Genomic DNA, 18,911 nt, shown 5'->3' on the forward strand with positions numbered 1-18,911 from the left:
GGTGATGAGCGTGTCGATGTGCCGAATCTCGATTCAGACAGATTTCGACGGCGGCCGCACCATCGACCTCGCGGTCTCGGCGCACACTCCGGTGGGCGCGCTGTTGCCCGCGGTCATCGACGTACTCGGGCCCCGCTCGACGCCCGACGCGGTCCACGGGTGGCGGCTCGACCGCGCCGCTGGAACGCCGCTCGACGAGTCGTTGTCGTTGATGGACAACGGTGTTCGCGACGGTGATCTGCTGGTGCTCACCACCACGCACGCGCCGGTGCTCCCGCCCGTCGACATGGGCCCGGCGCACACGGCGGCCTCCGCGGGTAGTTCCGCCGCACCGTCGACGGAATCGCTCGCCGAATGGGCCACCACCTGGGCGGCACTGGCGGCCACCGTCGCGTTGACATGGACCGGAGCCGTCACGGGTGGCATCGCGCACCTGATCGTCGCGGCGTGCGGCACGGGCGCGGTGTGCTGGACGGCGTTGGTCAGGCACAGCGCCGCGGTGGCGGTGGCAGGCTGTGCGTTGGCCGGGGCGACGGGGTTCCTCGCGGTTCCAGGCGGACCAGGGGCTGCGAACGTCTTTCTCTCCGCCACTGCGGTATTCGCGGTGGCGTTGGTCATGTTGCGGCTCGCGGGGCGCCCGTCCGAGGCGCTGATCGCGACGGCGTCAGGCACCGCGCTGGTGGGGGCCACGATGGGCTGCGCGATGTTCACCGCCCTACCGGTCGGGTCCGTCGGCGCCATCCTCGCGACCGGTGCGCTGGGCCTGCTGTCCGTCGCGCCGTGGCTCTCGAGCATGGTGACCGGACTCGGACCGCGGTGCGAATCCGAAGTGCCCGATGCCGTCGAGGCCCGCGCCCGCAGCGGGCACGCGACGTTGACCGGCGTGGTCATCGGGTGCGCCGTCGCCGTTGCGGCAGGGTCGATCCTGGTGGCGCTGGGATGCGTCCGGGCCGGGACCCCGCCGATCGCTGGCGGGGTGTTCGGATTCGTCGCCGGACTGGTGCTGGTGCTCCGCGGCCGCACCCATGTCGATCGTTCGCGGCGTGCCGCACTGCTGGCCGGCGGATTGTTCTGCGCTACTTCGGCCTTCGCCATCGTATGCGCGCATGCCCCCGAGCGAGTCGCTTGGGCGACGCTCGTCCTGATGGCCGTCGGGCTCGGCACGCTGCGCCACTCGGGTGCGACGCCGTTCTCGAGCCGCGCCGCCGACCTGCTCGACTACGTGACCCTGGCCGCCGTCGTGCCGCTGGCCTGCTGGGTGATCGGGGTGTATGGGCTCGCCCGGGACTGGCAGCTCACGTGACGTCCGCGACCGAGCGCGGGTTGCGAGTGGGCACCGCAATCCTCGTGGTGGCGATGACCACGTGGGCGGCGCCGGTGGCGGCGGCCGTGTCACCGCCGACCGTCGACCGCTCACTGCTGCCGCCACCCCGCTCGCCCGCGCCCCCGGCAGTGACCGAGCCGACCGGGACCTGCCACCCCGTCGCTCGCGCCGCCCAGCGTGGGGGTTCCACGCAGTTGACGAAGCTCGGCATCCCGACCTTGCGGCCGCTGTCGCGAGGGTCGGGTCAGACGGTCGCCGTGATCGACACCGGAGTCACCAGACACCGGCTGCTGCCCCGTGTCACGGCAGGTGGTGACTACGTCGCGAACGGTGACGGCACGCAGGACTGCGACGGCCACGGCACGATCGTCGCGGGAATCATCGCGGCGGCACCCCTCGACGACGGTCCGGACGCGTTCGGGGGCGTCGCGCCCGACGCTGGCATCATCGCGATCCGTCAGTCCAGCAATGAGTTTCGCCGTTCCGACGGTGGATCCGGCCCGGGCGTCGGGGACGTCGACACGTTGGCGATGGCGGTGCGCACCGCCGCCGACCTCGGTGCCACGGTCATCAACATCTCGACCGTCGCATGCGTGCCCGTTGGCGACGGGATGGACGACGGCGCGCTCGGGGCAGCGCTGGCGTATGCGGTCGACGTCAAGAACGTGGTCGTCGTCGCCGCGGCGGGCAACGTCGGCGGTTCGGGCCAGTGCGCCGAGCAGAAGCCGTCGGCCGATCCCGCGCGCGTCGGACGCCCAGACTGGGACGCGGTCACGGTCGTGGTGAGCCCACCCTGGTACGACGACTACGTGCTCACCGTCGGCTCGGTCACGGCGGACGGTCGTCCGTCGCGCTTCACCATGGCCGGGCCGTGGGTGGACGTCGCCGCACCGGGTGAGTCGGTGGTCTCGCTGAGCGCCGATGGCGAGGGACTCGTCGATACCGCCCCGGGTCCGGTTGACGCAGAACCGATCTCGGGGACCAGCTATGCGGCTCCCGTCGTCTCGGGGGTCGCGGCCCTGATTCGGGCGCGCGCACCCCACCTGACGGCGCGACAGGTCATGCGTCGCATCGAGGACACTGCGCTCCACCCCTCTGCCGGCTGGGATCCCTTCGTCGGATTCGGCGTCGTCGACCCGTTGGCGGCACTCAGCGCGGATGGTGAGACCCCAAAGTCGGTCGCCAGCGAGGCGCCGTCGGTCCCGCCGCCGGGCGACGACGAACCCGTGGACTCGCGAGTTCGCACCGTCGCTTTCGGCGGCGCGGCGGCCTGTCTGGCGGTGGCCACGGCCGCGGCGACGGCGTCGACGGGTTGGTTACGACGGCGGCGCGACCCCGTCGCGCGGGACTGACGCGGCGTCGGTGCTGAGCTCCGGTCCGCTGGGCAGGTGCGCGAGAATCGACCACGGTGCCGCTCCGGGGGATGCGCGCAGGCCCAGGTACGTCGCGGCGTCGTCGTCGCGAAGTCCGAACGCGACGCCCGAGTCGGTGACGAGGAAGCGCGGCCCGGTCGCACCGTCGTCGCCGAGGATGCGGGCGGATCGGACGAACGCGCTGCGGCCACCCGGTATCGCAACGGCGTCGACGTGCGGGCCTTCGCCGTCGGCTTGCGCCAGCGCCGTGACGTCGACAGTGTCCATTGCCGTCGGATCACCCGTCAGCACAACGGTGTTCGACTCTCCGGAGGTGCTGTCGGGCCGCCACTGCGCGCACACCAACACCGCGTCGCCGGCACCGACGGCTGCCCGGGATCGGCGGGGAAAGGAACCGACGGGCAGCGTCTCGACCGAGCTGGTCGCCGCGATGGTCGCGGGGGTGATCAACGGGAGCTCCCCCGTGGCTCCGTATGCGAACCGAATGACGTCCGCGGCGACCTCGCCGATGCGCTGCACGCCGTCGGCGAGTACGACGTAGAAGTCGTCGACGTCGGCGCGGGCCACCCGCACCACCGTCCCGACGGTGAAGCCGCCCAACGACGACGGACCGGCGGTGCCCACCCCGGCGATGCGTGGCACGGTCACCGTAGGCGCCTCGGGCACGGTGTCGAGTAGAGCGCGCGAAACCCGCAGCGGAGCAACGCCTTCGAGGCTCAAGGCCCGGACGACCGCACGGTCGCGCAGGTCTACCTCGGCCCGCCACCCGTCGTACAACAGGTACGTCGTGGCGGCGCTCTCTGCCCGCGGGGTGACGAGCACCGTGCGCGACGGGTCGAGCGAAGGGAGTGGCTGGCCCACGCTGACGACGGTGCGTTCGGCATCGCACACGGTCCACGTCTGGTTGCTCAGCGGTGTACCGATCACGTTCGGAGCCCCCGGAATGCCCACCCGCGGACCCCTTTTCACCCGCGCGATCGACGCCTCGCCCACCACGACCGGAGCGGCGTCGGTACGCGCAACGAGTCGGGCCGACGCGAGGTTGAAGGCCGGGTGCAGCACGTCGCCGAGCCGCACGTACACCGCGCCCGACTCCCGCGCCATCACGATTTGCGCATCGCCAGGCGAGCCGCGCGGCGCGATGAGCGCAACGACGGCGCAACCCGCTACTCCGATCGCCGCAAGCACGCATCCCGCAGCGAGTGAACGGGATTGCGCGCGCATCGGGTCGTCGTCCATCGCGACGTCCCTGCGCACCAACGCGTGTTCCATGCGACGAGCCAGAAAGCGCTGCGCGCTGAACTGCAGCCGCTTCGACGGTTGCCGAGCCATGTGTATCCCCCGGCAGTAAGCGTAAACCGGGCCGACCGCGCAGCCCGGCACCTCTTTCGATCAGCGGGCCGCGACCCGTCGCCCGCCGTTACTCCGGATGCAGCAACAGAAGCTCGCCACGAGCTCCGATGCGCTCTGCGGCCTCGCGGTATTCGCTCATCGCAGCACTTCTCGCCGAATCCGTTTCCGCGACCACCGTCTTGCAGAACGCCGCGCACAACGCCATCGCGGGCAAGTTCAATTGCGCAGCTTGAGTTTCCAGCCCCTGCACCATCGCGGTCGCCTCGGCGAGATCCTCCGGACGGCCCCTGTCCACCAGCAGCTGAATCAGCGCCGGAATCGTCACGCCCAGGAACGTGACGTCGAAGTTCGTCAGCTGACGGCCGATGACCGTCCGCATGGTCTCGATGGCGTCGTCACGGTCACCTCCGCGCGCGGCCAGGATCGCCAGATCCGCTTCGATCGGCGCAAGCGCCACGACGACCGTGCGGTGTTTGATGATGATGTCCCGCGCCGACTTCAGGTACTCGACCGCGGTCTGTTCGGAGCCGCGGTCCATGCGCAGCAGCACCGTGCCGCAGCTCCACAGGGCGCATGCGGTGGCGAAGTTGTCCCCCACCGTCTCCGCCCGTCGCAGCGCCTCATACGCGTCTTCCAGCGTGGCGGCGTCCGGCGGTTCGAGGCCAACAGCGGTCAGGACCGCCTTGAGCGTCATCATCGCCGCGAAGGTGACGGCATCGGTTTTGCGGGCTTGCTCGATACCGAGCCTCAGCTCGCGCTGGCCGTTCTCGGGGTCACCCGTCACGATTCTGCTCACACCGCACACGGCAGTGCACCTTGCGACCGAGCTGTTGACGCCAGCTCCGGCGATGGTGCGTATCCGCTCTGCCGTCTGAAAGAGCGCAGAGTAGTCGCACACCAGGAATTGCGCCCACATGACGGTGAACAGCAGGTCGACCTTGAGCATTGCATCGGCGTTGATGTCGTCGATCATGCCTGCCAGATCAGCAGCCGAAGCTACGGCTTCTGCCGGCTTGCCATAGTTGGTGCACAGGGCGGTCATCCGCCCCGCGATACCCATCGCAAGCGAAAGCATGTCACCGGATTGCGCAGTGAGCGTTCGCAACTCCTCGAGATGGGTATCGGCATCGGGGTCGGCGCCGACCAGCCAGTCGGTCCACGCGAGCATCGCGCGTGGCGCGGCCCTCATCGCGAGGACCCCCGGGTAGTCCTCCGAGAGCCGGTCGGCGATGCGGCGCGCCCGTTCCCAACTGGTACGGGCGGCGACCATGTCTCGGGTTTCGAGCCGCTTCGCCGCGCGCATGTGCCAGGAGTGCGCGGCCGCGAAGTCGCCTGCGGCCTCGAAGTGAGTACCGATCAACGCCGCGTTGTCCTCGATGGCGGCTGGGTTCACCTCCTGAATCGCATCCGCGAGGCGGCGGTGCGTCGTCGCCCTGGTGGCGGTCAGCTGGGTTTCGTAGGCCACCTTCCTGACCAGCGGATGACGAAAGCAGAACCGCACGCGCGGCACGAACTCGATCTGGTCGACGAGCTCCACCGAAACGAGATCTGCAAGGTCGGCGCGATCGGTGTTCGGCAGCAATGCCCGCACGACGTCGAAGTCGAAGGTCGACCCGATCACGGCGGCTGCATTGAGTGCCGACTTGGCTTGTGGCGGAAGCCGATCGATTCGTGCGGCAAGCACGGTCTGCACTGTCGCAGGCACCGTGATGTGATCGATCTCGTTCCCTCGGCGATAGTTGCCGCGGCTGCCGACCAACACCCCTCGATCCGCCAGGTCGCGCACCATCTCCTCGACGAAGAAGGGATTGCCAGCCGCCGAGCGCGCGACGAGATCGACGATTCCGCCGACGCTCGCATCGGCTCCGGTCAGTCGAGTGGCGACCTCCGCCGTCGCTTGGTCGGTCAGCGGCCCCAACGTGATCGAGACGTCGCGCTGCTGGCGCAGGGGGCCGCGGTACTCGGGGCGGTAGCTGACCACGAGCGACGAGCGGGTCGCGGACAGGTTCGCCGCAAACTCCGCGAGGGTGGCTTCGCTGGCCGCATCGATCCAGTGCACGTCGTCGAGAATGAAGAGCGTTGGAAGCGGTCGATAGTGGGTTGCCGCGGTCAGGGTGTCGATCAGTCGGCGGCGCCTCGCGTCCAAACTCAGCTCGATGGGCGCGGTGCCCGGCGCGGCGATGCCCAACAGTTCGAAGAGGATGTTGGCCTCGTCGGAATCCATGCCGATCGAGCTGGGTAGGTAGTCGATTACTTGGGCGCGGGCTGCAGCGGCGTCGAGGCGGCCCACCGCGAACATTGCCTTCAACATGCGCGACAGGGCCCACAGCGGCACGTTCGTGGTGTGCGCATCGCACCGTGCGATGACGGCGTCGACCTTCAGTTGGGTTGCCCGACTGGCGACTTCGCGGATGAGTCTGCTCTTGCCGATTCCTGGTTCGCCGACGACCGCGATCATGGTCGCGTCCCCGGAGGCGAACACATCAAGGAGCTTGCTCAGTTCCGCCTCGCGCCCCAGCATCGGGCCTTCGTCGCGGCCGATCACCGCTTGGTCCAACGCGATTGACAAGACTTCGTGCCCGACTACTGGTTCGCTCTCACCCTTGACGTGGATGTTTTCGGGTGGCCCGAGCGCCACGGTGCCTTCCACCAGACGCGCGGTCGATTCGGTACAAAGGACCGCCCCTGGCCGCGCCGCTGCCTCCATGCGCTGAGCCATCCCGACGGGATGCCCGACCGCGGTGTAGCGCCCCGGGCCGCGACCGATCCCACCGGCGATCACCTCGCCGGAGTTCAAGCCGACCCTCATCTTCAGCCCGACCTTGTCGCGACGACGAACCTCGGCGGCCAGCGCTGCCGTGGCCTCCTGGATCTCCAAGGCCGCGATGCAGGCGCGCAGCCCGTGGTCCTCGAGCGCGATCGGTGCGCCGAAGAGGGCCATCAGCCCATCCCCGGTGAACTTGTCGACCGTCCCCCCGTAGCGCTGCACGATGACCGCCGACCTGTTGAAGACCTCGTGCATGATTTCCTGAAGCCGCTCGGGATCGAGCACGGCGGCAAGCTTCATCGAACCCACGACATCACCGAACAGCACCGTTACCTGCTTGTGCTCGCCGGCTGCCGTTGGCGCGGCAGGCCAGCCACAGGCGTCACAGAACCGCGCCGCTGCCCGAAGTGTGCGCCCGCACGCGGCGCAACTCCGAACGGACCCGCGTTCGGAGACGCCAAGGTCGGCTGCCACGGGACCACCTTTCTGATCATGAGTATGCGCCCGACTTCAATTTTGACGCCCATCTCCTGGGCCCCGCTAGCGCTTTAGCGCCAGCGAGCCCACACGTATGGCACGAGCGAACGGAGGAAGTCGAGGTCCGGTCCAGGCTGCGCGTCAGCAAATGCCTGTTCGAAGCATTCTTCGGCCGTCAGCAAAATACCCTCGGCGAACTCCGTCGTGAACTGGATGCTGCCGTGCTGATCCATCAGTTCGCGAACGGCGAGTACTAGGTCGGCCGAGCGGTCCTCCCGGCTTCGGCTGAGATAGTCGCGGACCAGGTCGCGGTCCGCACCTCGCGAGTTGGCCATCAGGTGTACGAGCGGCAACGTCCGCTTGCCCTCGTAGAGGTCGCCGAGAATCTCCTTGCCGTACGTCTGCTCGTCGCCGACGAGATTCAGCATGTCGTCGCGAATCTGAAACGCGGCGCCGAAGTGAAAGCCGAACCGCACCAGGGGCGCCAGCTCCGCAGTGCCTCGCGAGCCGACCATCGCGCCGACCCGCAGCGGATGAATCGTGGTGTACCAACAGGTCTTGTGCATGATCAGCTCGAGATAGTCCTCGGGCCGCAGCTCCTCGACGTTGTCGAGTTGCCAGCCCGCCTCGGTCGCTTGTCCCTCGAGCGTCCGCATCGCCATCGTGTCGAACTCCGCCCACACCAGGTCGGCGAGGTCCCGATCCAGCCGACGGGTCGCCGCGCGCAACACCTGGCCCGCCACGACGGCAAGCCCGTCACCGGCGTTCAGCGCCGCCGCCAACCCATACTTCGCCGCCAGGGTCGGGCGTCCACGGCGCATCTCACTACCGTCGGCGAGGTCGTCGTGGACGAGGAACGCATTGTGGAGTAACTCAATTGCTACGGCGATGCCCAACAAGTCATCGGCGCTTCCACCAAACACACGACCCGCCGACATGCAGAGTGCGGGACGCAGCGCCTTGCCAGGCCGGGACGGGTATTCGCGCATCGGCGCGTACAACCACCGGACCGGCTCACCGTCGGGCATCGCATCCATCATCGAGCTGCGGATCGTCCTGCCCATGCGACGAAGCCGGTCCTCGACGGACGCGACGTGCTCTGCGCGTTCGGCGGTATTGGTCACGTCGGACGGGATTTGACGTTCAGCACCACGGGCAACCAGACGTCGGCGTGGCCATCGGCGAGTAAGGTGCCGCGATAGCGGCCGGGCATACACTCTTGCGGCACATCGATTTCCACCGTTATCCCGCGGCTGGACCGGTCGGGCATCGGGACCACGTCGGGTTCGAAGCGGATGCGGGACGAGTCGACCAACGCGCCGTCGTGAGACAGCAAGTCACTGCACCGCAGCCGCACCTTTCCGAGGTCGACCGGCCCCCGGTTGTGCAACCACACCTCCGTCACGGCCGGTCCGGGCTCAGTCGCCTCGAGACGAGCCTCACCGGTCGCCACGGAGTTCCCAAGGTCGAGCCCCGGGTCGGCGGCCTTCGTCGCGCCAAGGGCGGACTCGCCCAGCTGGCCCACGGCATTCTGCAAAGACTTGACGATTCGCCCAAGCTCCGGATAACGGCCGGGATCGATGCCGTCGGATTGGTCTTCGTCCGCAGGTCCAGTCGGTGCTCCGAACCCCCGCTCGGTGAGGCGCACGAAGCGATCGACGACCTCTGTCGCGGCGCGAAAGCCGCGCGCCTGGATCGCACTGAGCGCACGAACATTCGCTGCTGGATCGAACACTGAAGCCCACGGCAGATCGGCGATGCTGCCGTCATCATCCCCCGCCTTGCCATTCATCAAATCCTCCCCCGCATTCACGCTGCACAAGGCCTACGTCCCGATATGCTAGATCTGCAGACGGGGGAAGGCGTGGCATGTCCAAACTTCATGCTCAGATGGCTTTGCTTGGCACCATCGATGAAGTCGTGCGTCACGCAACCAATGGCGACACCGTGAAGTTGGTCGAAGCCTTCCTACCGGGTACCACGGGCATCGGTCAGCAGGGCTGGTACCGCGAGCTGAAGCACTTCCTCAGCAGGGACGAACTGTTCCCACGCGACGAGAACGGCGACGTAGTCCGTCGCGAGGGTCCAGTCATCTTCCCCACCTACGCCCAGGCGATCAACGAACTCGCCGCAGCCCCGTCGCCTGACGAATTGCCGGCGAGTCCCGCCGTGCGATCGAGGTCGATGTTCGCTGCCACGATCCTGAGCATTGCCAGCGAGTACGAGGGGGGCCGACTTCCGCTCGAAGGCGTGGATCCGGCGTCCGAGGGGGCACCCGACGCGCTGGACGCGCTCATTCCCACGATCGCTCCCAGGGTCAAAGAGTCCACCGTCCCGACACGCGGCCTCGACAAGTCATCCGACTCCAGCGGTGACCCCGCCCAGGACCTGAAGATCTCCTTGCGAGACGTCCGGAGCCGCGCCGACTACCTGAGCTATGTCAACTCAGTTGCGCGGGCGCGAGACGTCTTCGTCGACCCTGACACCAAGGATGTGTTGAGCCGTCCAGCGGTCTGCACGGGGTCATTGCGCAAACTCGAAGGAAAGTTCTGCACGGTGCTGACCACCAGTTGGGACACGCCCTTCCGGCTCAGTCAGATTGCGAAGATCATCGATCCGCACAACTGGCCCGATATGTGCGACTTCTTCGTGTCGATGTCGGAGCAAGATCCGATCCAGCCGGATCGGACTCGGGGCTGGACGCGCCTACTCGAGAGCGTGAGCGGCGACGAGACTCAGTGGCAGATGCGAACCGCGTTGCGGTTCTGGAACGGCATCGCCCCACCCGGCGACGGCATCTTCGTCAATTACGACCTCGACGATCCCCCCAGAGTCAAGGATTGCGGCTTGCTCGAAGTCGACGCCGGCTATCTCTGGGCCAGTCCGATCAGCGGCACCGGCCCCGATCCCGTCGTGAAGATACGCACCGCCAAACAAGTGCGCATCCGAGGCGTCAGCCCCACCGCGACTGCTGCGCTGGCGTGCGGCTTCGGTTGGGGTGACGCCATGAGTCAGATGTTCAGCTCGGGGGTGGAGCACCCCCCGCATGACCCGACCCCGTTCGCCCCATCGACGGAAACCGCGGCGCCGGCCGCCGACGTGAGCCAGTCGGCCACGCAGCGGCCAGCCGAGGAGGTGGAGCTGCTGCCGGGCTGGCGTAAAGCCATCATCAAGGCCATGCAATTGCAGATGACGCGAGGCATCGATACGGCCGCGGCGCTCGGGAGTGAGTTCGCCGTGAGATGGAGCGACGGCGAAGGCTTTTCGCTCGACGACGTCAATGCCTTCGGTGGCAGGTTCGGCACGGAGTTGACCGATTATGCGACCGGGATCTTCAAGGAGGCCGCGGCTGCATTGCAACCGCAGTCCGACGGAGCCGCACCGGGAGGAGATGACTGATGACAGAGCCGAAGCCGCCGTTGATGCGGGTCGCAGCACGCCTGGCCGAGACCGCGAAAGAGATGGTCGCCGAATCAGCGGCCGCCATGGCGGACGAGTCGGAGCGCATCGACGCCAACGAATACCACCTCAAGGACGCGATCGCGACGGTGACGCGGTTGGTCGAGGTCGGCGTCTCCGGTGCCACCCGCATCGGCCGCATCGCGATCGAAGAGAAGCCACCCGACACCGTGCTGGCAATGGGTGAGTACATCGCGTCCGTGGTCCGCCGCATGGTTGGCCAGACGGGAACAGTTGCGCAAGACGCGTCAATTCACCTGGAGAACAGGGACTACACCGCCAAGATGTGGTTGGAGTCGATGACTCGGATGATCGACATCGGGATCGCGGGCGGCATGGAGATCGTGGAAACCGTCGTCGCCGGACCCGCCCGGTTCGAAGTTCAACCCCTGCGCTCGGACGAGTTCGAGGCACCGGCCGCACCGAATGGCGAAGTCCGAACGCTGGTCGCGGGCGACCTCAAACGGGATGCGACCGATACACCAATTCCCAAGAGCAAGATCACGTTCGACCCTCCGACCCTGGAGCCGCCGAACACCAAGTTCCGCGTACTGGTAGACGCCAGTGGCCTGGTGAGCGGCGTCTACGAGGGCAAGGTCCACGCCGTGTACGCGAAGAAGGATGCCCCGGACGTCACACCCGATCCCGACCCCGTGGACGTCTCGATCCCATTGTGAAACCGGTTACGAGCCAACGTATTTACGCCAGGTGAGCCGCAAGAAGGAACGAATCGCCATTCTCGGTGGCGGCATGGCGGGATTGACCGCCGCGTGGCGACTCAGCGAACCCGGATGGCGTGACCGCTGCGAGTCGATCACCGTCTACCAGCGCGGCTGGCGGCTGGGCGGCAAGGGCGCGTCCAGTCGGGGCGAAAATGGCCGCATCGAGGAACACGGTCTGCACGTCTGGATCGGGTCCTACGAGAACGCGTTCACGTTGATCCGCGAGTGCTACGCCGAACTCGACAGGGCCACAACGGATCCGTCGGTGCCCATCAAGACATGGGATCAGGCGTTCATCCCCGCCAACGACGTCGGCGCGACGGACCGCTGGAACGACGAATGGCAGCTCTGGCTCGGACGGTTCACCGGCAACGACGACCTGCCGGGCGAACCCGGCGCCCCAGCGGGCGGGATGGACGTCGTCCACTTCCTACAGCGCGCTCTGCAGCTGATCCTCGACTTCTCGGATTCTCTGCGAGCGATGGGCGACAACGGGCTGACGCTGTCGACGTCCGCCGAGCCCCCTGCTCGGGAGAAGTCCCTCGATGCCGTGCGGCATGCCGCCTTGGCCGCATTGGCCGCGCTGGCTGATCCACAACCTGTCAACGCGACTCAAGTTGGCTTGCTCACCCGAGCGCTCGAAGCCATCCGCGACGCCCTCGACTACGAGCGCCGGACTGACCACCGGTTGTCCTGGATTCTGTTGTCGCTGGTGGTCGCGATTACCCGTGGGGTGATGGCCGACGGCTTGATCACCAATCCGCAAGGCTTTCGAGCCATCAACGACGAGGACTACGGATCCTGGGTGCTGCGCCACGGCGCTCACCCAGAAGTGTTGGAGTTCCCCGTCCTTCGCGCGATGTACAACATGGTGTTCGGGTACGAGAACGGGCAGTTGGAACGGCCGACGTTCGCCGCGGGTGTTGGGATGCTGCTCGTCGGCTTGATGTTCTTCACCTACAAGGGTGCGATCTTCTGGAAGATGACCGCTGGGATGGGCGACATCGTCATGGCTCCCATGTACGAGGCCTTGCGAAGGCGCGGCGTCGAATTCGAGTTCTTCCATCGCCTCGACGCACTGCACCTCGATCGGCATCGGCACAACGTCGAGGCGATCACCATGGGCCGCCAGGTTCGACTCGCAGACGGCGTCGACCACTACGAGCCGTTGACCCGCGTGCACGACCTACCCGTTTTCCCGCACCGTGCGCGCGCCGAGCAGATTGAGGCAAGGGACGGCGTCGACGACCTCGAATCGCATTTCGGCGTACGCGACGACGCCGAGGCGCGGGTGCTACGCCGCGGCGTCGACTTCGACAGAGTCATCCTCGCGGTCTCGCTTGGCATGGTCGAGGTGGTGGCCCAGGAACTCATCGCCGACCGCGCCGAGTGGCGCGAGCTGACGACGAACGTGCGCACCATCGCCACCCAGGGCCTGCAGATCTGGCTGCGTCCCGACCACAGAGCGTTGGGCATGGCCGCGCCCGCGATCACCGCGAGCGGTTACATACCGCCGATCGATACCTTTTCGTCGATGCCGCAGACCCTGTGGGCGGAGGACTGGCCCGCGGAGGATCGCCCACAGTCCGTGGGCTACTTCTGCGGCGCATTGGACGCGGAATGGCCGACCACCATGAACGGGCCCGAGTACGTCGCGCTTTGTCGCGAACGAGCGCAAGCCGAGGCGCTGCACTTCCTCGATCACCGCGTTGGCGTGCACATGCCCGGCGCGGTCACCGAGGATGGCTTCGCCTGGCATCTGCTCGCAGGGGCGAACGGCCATCGCGGTAGTGCTGCGCTGGCTACGCAGTATCTCAGCGTGAACGTCGACCCGTCCGATCGCTATGTCTTGTCGGTTCCGGGGTCCGACAAATACCGACTGCGCCCCGACGAGAGCGGATACGACAACCTGGTACTGGCCGGCGACTGGACTGACTCAGGCCTGAACTCCGGATGCATCGAGTCGGCGGTGCTGTCGGGCCTACAGGCAGCCAACGCGATCCTCGGACACGGCCGCTTTCACCGCGTACGAGGTTTCTACCTCCCTTAACACGCCCGTCAGCCCTCCTCCTTCGCCCGCCGTTCGCGATACGCGGCCACGTGCTGGCGGTTTCCGCAGTTGCCGGTGTCGCAGAACATGCGGGATCGGTTGCGCGACAGGTCGACCAGCACGGCCTCGCAGTCGGACGCCGCGCAGCTCTTGAGCCGACGCAACTCGCCCGCACGGATGAGGTCGGCCAGTGACATCGCCATCTCGGCGCCCATGCGCTGCCAGAGCGGGTCGTGGATGGACGCCAGGTGCAGGTGCCACTCGGGCATCTCCGCGTGCCTGGTCAGCCACGGCGAGGCCCGGGTGTCGCTCAGGAGGGCGTTGACCTGGCCGACGGCACGCTCCTCGTCGTCGGCGGTGGCCCAGATCGTGCCGACCCGTTCCCGTAGCCGATGGACCGACTCGAGCTCGGCGCCGTCCTTGTCGCGGCGCCCGGTCCAGCCGAAGCCGTCGAGATATTCGTCGAGCGACGCCATGTCGCCGAGTCGCTCGCCGTCGACTCGATCGGTGTTGACCAGCACACATGCAGCTCGCAGTGTGAGCTCAGTGTCATGAGTGAAAATCAATTGACTCATGACTCCTCTCAGCGGTAACGTCATGACCAATATTGATTTTACTCATTACATGCCCGGAGGTGCCACATGACTGCACAGATGGACAAGAGCCAGGGCACCGTCGACCACTTCCGGCTGGGTCTGTTGTTCGCGGTCGCCTCGGCCTTCGCGTTCGGCCTGTCCGGGCCGCTGGCCAAGTCGCTGATGGAGGCGGGCTGGAGCCCGACCGCCGCGGTCACCGCACGGCTGGCCGGCGGCGCGCTCGCGATGGCACTGTTCGCGACCGCCATGAAGCCCGACTGGATCCGCGAGGCGCTCGCCCACTGGAAGACCGTCGTGGCCTACGGCCTGGTCCCCATCGCCGGGGCACAGCTCTGCTACTACAACGCCGTCGGGCACCTGTCGGTCGCCGTCGCCCTGCTGCTCGAGTACACCGCTCCGCTGCTCGTCGTCGGATGGCTCTGGGCCACCACCCGCCGCCGCCCGAGCACCCTGACGATGGCGGGCGTCGCCCTGGCGATCGCGGGAATCATGTTGGTGCTGAACGTGTTTTCGGGCGCGCACATCAACCTCGTCGGCGTGGGCTGGGCCCTGGCCGCCGCGGTCTGCGCGGCGTGCTACTTCGTCATGTCCGACGAAGTCACCGCCGACGGCAGCGGGTTGAACTCCATCACGCTGGCCGCGGGCGGGCTCGTCGTCGGCGCGGTCGCCGTGGCGCTGCTGGGGCTCTCCGGCCTCATGCCGTTGACCTTCACCACCAACGACGCCGTCATCGCGGGGTGGACGACGTCCTGGGTGATCCCGGTCATCGCGCTGGCGCTGGTGCCTACCGCGATCGCGTACACCCTCGGCATCATGGGCATCGCTCGGCTACGGCCGCGGTTCGCCTCGCTCGTCGGGCTCTCCGAGGTGCTGTTCGCGGTGCTCGCGGCCTGGGCCCTGCTCGGGGAGGCCATCACCCTCACCCAAGCCGTCGGCGGCGCGGTGGTTCTCGTCGGGCTGACATTGGCTCGCCAGGGCGACCGCAGCGAGAAGGTGGCGCAGGCCGAATGGCCGGAGACCCCGGTCGACGGCGCCTGCTCCGAGCAAAGAGCAAACGGTTGGTCGTAGCTGAGCTCGATATGTGAAGATGGCGTACGTGAACTTGCTCAAAGCGGCTTACCGGCTCGGCGCCATCGCGTCGGTGCTCGTGGGCAGTGCAGCCCTGCTCAGCGCGGCGCCCGCCGTCGCAGAGGGTGCGTGCCCCGACATCGAGGTGATCTTCGCTCGCGGCACCAACGACTCCCCGGGAGTGGGACGAGTCGGCCAGGCCTTCATCGACGGGCTGCGCCCGCTGGTCGGCAGTCGCACGGTCACCAGCTACGCGGTGAACTATCCGGCCAGCTACGACTTCCTGGACGCGGCCCAGGGCGCCAACGACGCGGCCGCCCGCATCGAGCTCATGGGCACACAATGCCCCTCCACCAAGCTCGTGCTCGGCGGTTACTCGCAGGGCGCGGCGGTGGTCGACATGCTGGCCGGCGTTCCACCGCTCGGCAACAAGATCGGTGACGTCGGCTCCGCCCCGCCGCTGGACCCCAGTCTGCAGCAGACCATCGCCGCGGTCGCGGTGTTCGGCAACCCGTCCACGAAGTTCTCACTGCCGCTCACGAGCTCGGTCTGGGGTGGCCGGGCAATCGATCTGTGCAAGGACGGTGACCCGATCTGTTCGCGTGGCCGCAACCCGTTCGCGCATAGCGATTACGTCAGTGCTGGCCTCGCCCAACAGGCCGCGAACTATGTCGGCGGGTTCATTTAGCCGATCTTCCGGTTATCATTCGGCGTGACGTTTGATCGAATTCGCCGTTATGTCGTTGCCACTGCGACGGCCGCACTCACCGCCTCCGCCGCCCTCCTGGTGCCCGTGATGTCGCCGACGGCCATCGGTGGGCTCGGTACCGCGTCGGCCGACTGCCCCGACATCGAGGTCGTCTTCGCCCGCGGCACCGACGACACCCCCGGCCTCGGACGCGTCGGCGGGGCATTCGTGGACTCGTTGCGCAACAAGGTCGGAGGCCGTTCGGTCGGCGCCTACGCGGTGAACTATCCCGCCAGCTTCGACTTCCTGGCTGCCGCCGGCGGCGCCAACGACGCCAGCGGCCACATCCAGTTCATGATGGGCGCCTGCCCCAACACCCGGCTAGTGCTCGGCGGCTTTTCGCAGGGTGCGGCGGTCATCGACGTCATCGCCGCGGTGCCCATCCCGGCGATCGGCTTCAACAACCCGCTGCCACCCAACGCGCCCGACTTCGTCGCGGGAATCGCCGTGTTCGGCAACCCGTCGGCCAAGCTGGGCCTGCCGCTGACCACCAGCCCGGTGTGGGGCGGACGGTCCATCGACCTGTGCAACGGCGGCGACCCGGTCTGCCAGACCGACGGCGAGAACCTCAAGGCCCACAGCGCGTATCCGGGCGGACCGACCAACGCTGCCGCCAACTTCATCGCCGGGTTGCTGTAACCACGCATGATTTCGAGCTACGCGCGCGTCAATGCGTTCGGCTAGCATCGATTTCGTGATCCGTCGCCCGCTTCGTAGGTTCGTCGTCTCCGCTGCCATCGCGGCATTCACGGCAAGCGCGGTGTTGGTGACGCCCACCGTCGCAGGCGTCGGCATTCCATCGGCGTCCGCGGCCTGCCCCGCCGTCGAGGTGATCTTCGCGCGCGGGCGGCTCGAACCGGCCGGCGCCGGACAGATCGGCAACACGTTCGTCGGCGCGCTACGCCAGAAGTCGGGCAAGAACGTCAACCTCTACGCGGTGCAATACCCCGCCGACAACCAGATCGACGTGGGTGCCAACGACATGAGCCGGCGCGTTCAGAGCACCATGGCGAACTGCCCCGACACCCGGATCGTGCTCGGTGGGTACTCCCTTGGCGCCGCGGTCACCGACGTCGTGCTGGCGCTGTCGTTCGGGTTCTTCGGGTTCAAGGAGCCGTTGCCACCGGGCGCCGACCAGCACATCGCCGCGGTCGCGCTGTTCGGCAACGGCAGCCAATGGGTGGGACCCATCACGAACTTCAACCCGCTCTACAGCGAGCGGACCATCGAGTTGTGCCACGGCGACGATCCGGTCTGCAACCCAGCCGATCCGGACACCTGGGAGAACAACTGGTCGGATCACCTCGCCAAGGCCTACATCGGCGCGGGCATGCCCAATCAGGCCGCCGACTTCGTGGCCGGCCGGGTCTGAACCACTGCCGAGACTGCGGTGAGATCGTCAAATTCGCAAAATTCGCGATCTCACCGCAGTCTCGGCGGTGAGCGTTAGCGTCCGATCTCGTCGGCTGACCGCACGTCCCGCGTGACCCTGCTACGCGCCGCGAGTTCCGCGTCATCCGGATAGTCGACGCGAACCAGCGTCAGGCCACGGGCGGGCGCGGCGGTGAAGTCGCTGGACCGTGCGGTCGAGTTGAGCAGTGCCGCACACCAGCCGGGATCGCGACGGCCCTCCCCCACCGCGAGTAGGGCACCGACGAGCGAGCGCACCATCGACCAGCAGAACGCATCCGCGGTGACGTAGGCGGTGACGCGGTCGCCGTCGCACTCCCAATCCAGCCGTTGCAGGTCGCGGATCGTGGTGGCGCCCTCGCGATGTCGACAGAACGCGGCGAAGTCGTGCAGCCCCACCAGGTGTCGCGACGCGTCGGTCATGGCGTCGACGTCGAGCCGCCGCGGCCACGTCGTCACGTAGCGGGCGAGCTGCGGCTCGACGCCATACGGCGCCGTAGACAGCCGATACTCGTAGTGTCTGCGCAGTGCCGAGAAGCGCGCGTCGAAACCGTCCGGTGCCCTGGCGACGTCGAACACCCTCACGTCGGCGGGCAGGAAGCGTCCGAGTCTGCGTACCAGCGGCGAGAACTCGGGCTCACTGGGACGCGGGGTGCGTGGCTGGGCGTGTACGAGCGCCTCTTGGGGAACGTCGACGTGCGCGACCTGACCGGTGGCGTGGACGCCGGTGTCGGTGCGCCCGGCGGCCCGCACCTGCACGGGCACCCGGAACACCGTCGAGAGCGCCTCGTCGAGCACACCGGCCACCGTCCGCTGGCCGGATTGTGCGGCCCAGCCCGCGAATTCGGTTCCGTCGTAAGCAACGTCGAGGCGAATACGAACGAGCCCGCCACCGGATTCGATGGCGGGCTCGTTCATGGCGTCGGTGCTACGACTTGGCGTCGTCGGCCTTGTCGTCCTCGGCGGCCTCTTCAGCTTCGGCAACCTCTTCGGCAGCCTCGGCTTCCTGAGCCTCCTCGATGGCCTCGTCCTCAGCCTTGACGTCCTCGACGGTCTCCTCGGCGGGAGCGTCCTCGACCTCGGCAGCGGCCGGGGCCGCCGGGGCCTTCGACGACGCGGCGCGGCGGGCCCGGTCGGCCTCGTTGGTCGCAGTCTTCTCGCGCACCAACTCGATGACGGCCATCGGGGCGTTGTCGCCCTTGCGTGCCTCCACCTTGATGATGCGGGTGTAGCCACCCTCGCGGTCGGCGAAGAACGGACCGATCTCGGCGAACAGGACGTGGACGATGTCCTTGTCGCGGATCTTCTTCATCACCTCACGCCGGTTGTGCAGCGTGCCCTTCTTGGCGTGGGTGATGAGCTTCTCCGCGTAGGGCCGCAACGCCCGCGCCTTGGGCTCGGTCGTCTTGATACGGCCGTGCTCGAAGAGCGACGTGGCCAGGTTGGCCAGCAGCGCCTTCTGGTGCGAGGACGACCCGCCGAGGCGGGGACCCTTGGTGGGCTTGGGCATTGCGACTATCTCCTAATGTGGCCGATCCCCGTATCAGGTAGGACCGGGACGGTT

At 67.6% G+C, this 18,911-nt stretch carries 16 protein-coding genes; 9 read left to right on the plus strand and 7 right to left on the minus strand.

Annotated features, from left to right (window positions below; genetic code table 11):
* Nucleotides 1-16: 16 nt before the first annotated feature.
* Together eccD and mycP are read left to right on the plus strand one after the other, a co-directional pair.
* Nucleotides 17-1,303, plus strand: a complete 1,287-nt coding sequence (gene eccD / locus SLQ33_RS31680; RefSeq protein WP_319457969.1) for a type VII secretion integral membrane protein EccD — start codon at nucleotides 17-19, stop codon at nucleotides 1,301-1,303.
* 53 nt (nucleotides 1,304-1,356) lie between these two features.
* On the plus strand, nucleotides 1,357-2,676 hold the full coding sequence (mycP, locus tag SLQ33_RS31685) for a type VII secretion-associated serine protease mycosin (RefSeq protein WP_319457970.1): 1,320 nt from the start codon (nucleotides 1,357-1,359) through the stop codon (nucleotides 2,674-2,676).
* Here mycP and eccB read toward each other — a convergent pair.
* From eccB to SLQ33_RS31705, 4 genes are all read right to left on the minus strand, one after another.
* Nucleotides 2,641-4,029 (minus strand): type VII secretion protein EccB, encoded by a 1,389-nt coding sequence (eccB, locus tag SLQ33_RS31690; protein ID WP_319457898.1) that lies wholly within the window; start codon nucleotides 4,027-4,029, stop codon nucleotides 2,641-2,643. The two genes, mycP and eccB, sit on opposite strands and share 36 nt — an antisense overlap.
* A gap of 88 nt (nucleotides 4,030-4,117) precedes the next feature.
* On the minus strand, nucleotides 4,118-7,291 hold the full coding sequence (locus SLQ33_RS31695; protein ID WP_319457899.1) for an ATP-binding protein: 3,174 nt from the start codon (nucleotides 7,289-7,291) through the stop codon (nucleotides 4,118-4,120).
* A 74-nt stretch (nucleotides 7,292-7,365) separates the two neighbouring features.
* A complete protein-coding gene (locus SLQ33_RS31700) occupies nucleotides 7,366-8,418 on the minus strand; it encodes a polyprenyl synthetase family protein (RefSeq protein ID WP_319457900.1) in 1,053 nt (350 codons plus the stop codon).
* A complete protein-coding gene (locus SLQ33_RS31705) occupies nucleotides 8,415-9,107 on the minus strand; it encodes a hypothetical protein (protein ID WP_319457901.1) in 693 nt (230 codons plus the stop codon). The genes SLQ33_RS31700 and SLQ33_RS31705 overlap by 4 nt, the downstream gene beginning before the upstream one ends.
* Nucleotides 9,108-9,163: 56 nt before the next feature.
* Here SLQ33_RS31705 and SLQ33_RS31710 point away from each other — a divergent pair, with 56 nt between their 5' ends.
* The 3 genes from SLQ33_RS31710 to SLQ33_RS31720 are packed head-to-tail and all read left to right on the plus strand — an operon-like array spanning nucleotide 9,164 to nucleotide 13,525.
* Nucleotides 9,164-10,693 (plus strand): hypothetical protein, encoded by a 1,530-nt coding sequence (locus tag SLQ33_RS31710; protein WP_319457902.1) that lies wholly within the window; start codon nucleotides 9,164-9,166, stop codon nucleotides 10,691-10,693.
* Entirely contained in the window at nucleotides 10,693-11,430 is a 738-nt protein-coding gene (locus SLQ33_RS31715) for a hypothetical protein (RefSeq protein WP_319457903.1), read from the plus strand. Before SLQ33_RS31710 ends, SLQ33_RS31715 begins: the two co-directional genes overlap by 1 nt.
* A 31-nt stretch (nucleotides 11,431-11,461) precedes the next feature.
* The gene (locus SLQ33_RS31720) at nucleotides 11,462-13,525 is read left to right on the plus strand and encodes an FAD-dependent oxidoreductase (RefSeq protein WP_319457904.1); all 2,064 of its coding nucleotides are present in this window, start codon (nucleotides 11,462-11,464) and stop codon (nucleotides 13,523-13,525) included.
* Between the two features lie 8 nt (nucleotides 13,526-13,533).
* Here the strand turns inward: SLQ33_RS31720 and SLQ33_RS31725 are convergent, their stop codons facing one another.
* Entirely contained in the window at nucleotides 13,534-14,091 is a 558-nt protein-coding gene (locus SLQ33_RS31725; protein WP_319457971.1) for a CGNR zinc finger domain-containing protein, read from the minus strand.
* 75 nt (nucleotides 14,092-14,166) lie between these two features.
* Here SLQ33_RS31725 and SLQ33_RS31730 point away from each other — a divergent pair, with 75 nt between their 5' ends.
* From SLQ33_RS31730 to SLQ33_RS31745, 4 genes are read left to right on the plus strand one after another with little or no spacing between them, the layout of a single operon-like run.
* Entirely contained in the window at nucleotides 14,167-15,189 is a 1,023-nt protein-coding gene (locus SLQ33_RS31730) for an EamA family transporter (protein ID WP_319457905.1), read from the plus strand.
* 19 nt (nucleotides 15,190-15,208) lie between these two features.
* Nucleotides 15,209-15,877, plus strand: coding sequence for a cutinase family protein (locus SLQ33_RS31735; protein ID WP_319457906.1), 669 nt, complete (start codon nucleotides 15,209-15,211; stop codon nucleotides 15,875-15,877).
* Nucleotides 15,878-15,901: 24 nt separating this feature from the next.
* On the plus strand, nucleotides 15,902-16,576 hold the full coding sequence (locus SLQ33_RS31740; RefSeq protein WP_319457907.1) for a cutinase family protein: 675 nt from the start codon (nucleotides 15,902-15,904) through the stop codon (nucleotides 16,574-16,576).
* 31 nt (nucleotides 16,577-16,607) lie between these two features.
* On the plus strand, nucleotides 16,608-17,309 hold the full coding sequence (locus tag SLQ33_RS31745; RefSeq protein ID WP_413467689.1) for a cutinase family protein: 702 nt from the start codon (nucleotides 16,608-16,610) through the stop codon (nucleotides 17,307-17,309).
* 74 nt (nucleotides 17,310-17,383) lie between these two features.
* Here SLQ33_RS31745 and truA read toward each other — a convergent pair whose 3' ends face one another.
* Both truA and rplQ read right to left on the minus strand, forming a co-directional pair.
* Nucleotides 17,384-18,265, minus strand: a complete 882-nt coding sequence (truA, locus tag SLQ33_RS31750; RefSeq protein WP_319457908.1) for a tRNA pseudouridine(38-40) synthase TruA — start codon at nucleotides 18,263-18,265, stop codon at nucleotides 17,384-17,386.
* A 10-nt stretch (nucleotides 18,266-18,275) separates the two neighbouring features.
* Nucleotides 18,276-18,857: a 50S ribosomal protein L17 gene (gene rplQ / locus SLQ33_RS31755; protein WP_319457909.1), complete on the minus strand. Its 582-nt coding sequence runs from the start codon at nucleotides 18,855-18,857 to the stop codon at nucleotides 18,276-18,278.
* Between the last annotated feature and the right edge of the window lie 54 nt (nucleotides 18,858-18,911).

The organism is Mycobacterium sp. RTGN6, from assembly GCF_033804605.1.
GTDB lineage: Bacteria > Actinomycetota > Actinomycetes > Mycobacteriales > Mycobacteriaceae > Mycobacterium.

Coding starts and splice junctions, on each gene's coding strand:
- eccD (WP_319457969.1), top strand. CDS start 17: ATGTGCCGAATCTCGATTCAGACAGATTTCGACGGCGGCCGCACCATC.
- mycP (WP_319457970.1), top strand. CDS start 1,357: ATGACCACGTGGGCGGCGCCGGTGGCGGCGGCCGTGTCACCGCCGACC.
- eccB (WP_319457898.1), bottom strand. CDS start 4,029: ATGGCTCGGCAACCGTCGAAGCGGCTGCAGTTCAGCGCGCAGCGCTTT.
- SLQ33_RS31710 (WP_319457902.1), top strand. CDS start 9,164: ATGTCCAAACTTCATGCTCAGATGGCTTTGCTTGGCACCATCGATGAA.
- SLQ33_RS31715 (WP_319457903.1), top strand. CDS start 10,693: ATGACAGAGCCGAAGCCGCCGTTGATGCGGGTCGCAGCACGCCTGGCC.
- SLQ33_RS31730 (WP_319457905.1), top strand. CDS start 14,167: ATGACTGCACAGATGGACAAGAGCCAGGGCACCGTCGACCACTTCCGG.
- SLQ33_RS31735 (WP_319457906.1), top strand. CDS start 15,209: ATGGCGTACGTGAACTTGCTCAAAGCGGCTTACCGGCTCGGCGCCATC.
- SLQ33_RS31745 (WP_413467689.1), top strand. CDS start 16,608: ATGCGTTCGGCTAGCATCGATTTCGTGATCCGTCGCCCGCTTCGTAGG.
- truA (WP_319457908.1), bottom strand. CDS start 18,265: ATGAACGAGCCCGCCATCGAATCCGGTGGCGGGCTCGTTCGTATTCGC.
- rplQ (WP_319457909.1), bottom strand. CDS start 18,857: ATGCCCAAGCCCACCAAGGGTCCCCGCCTCGGCGGGTCGTCCTCGCAC.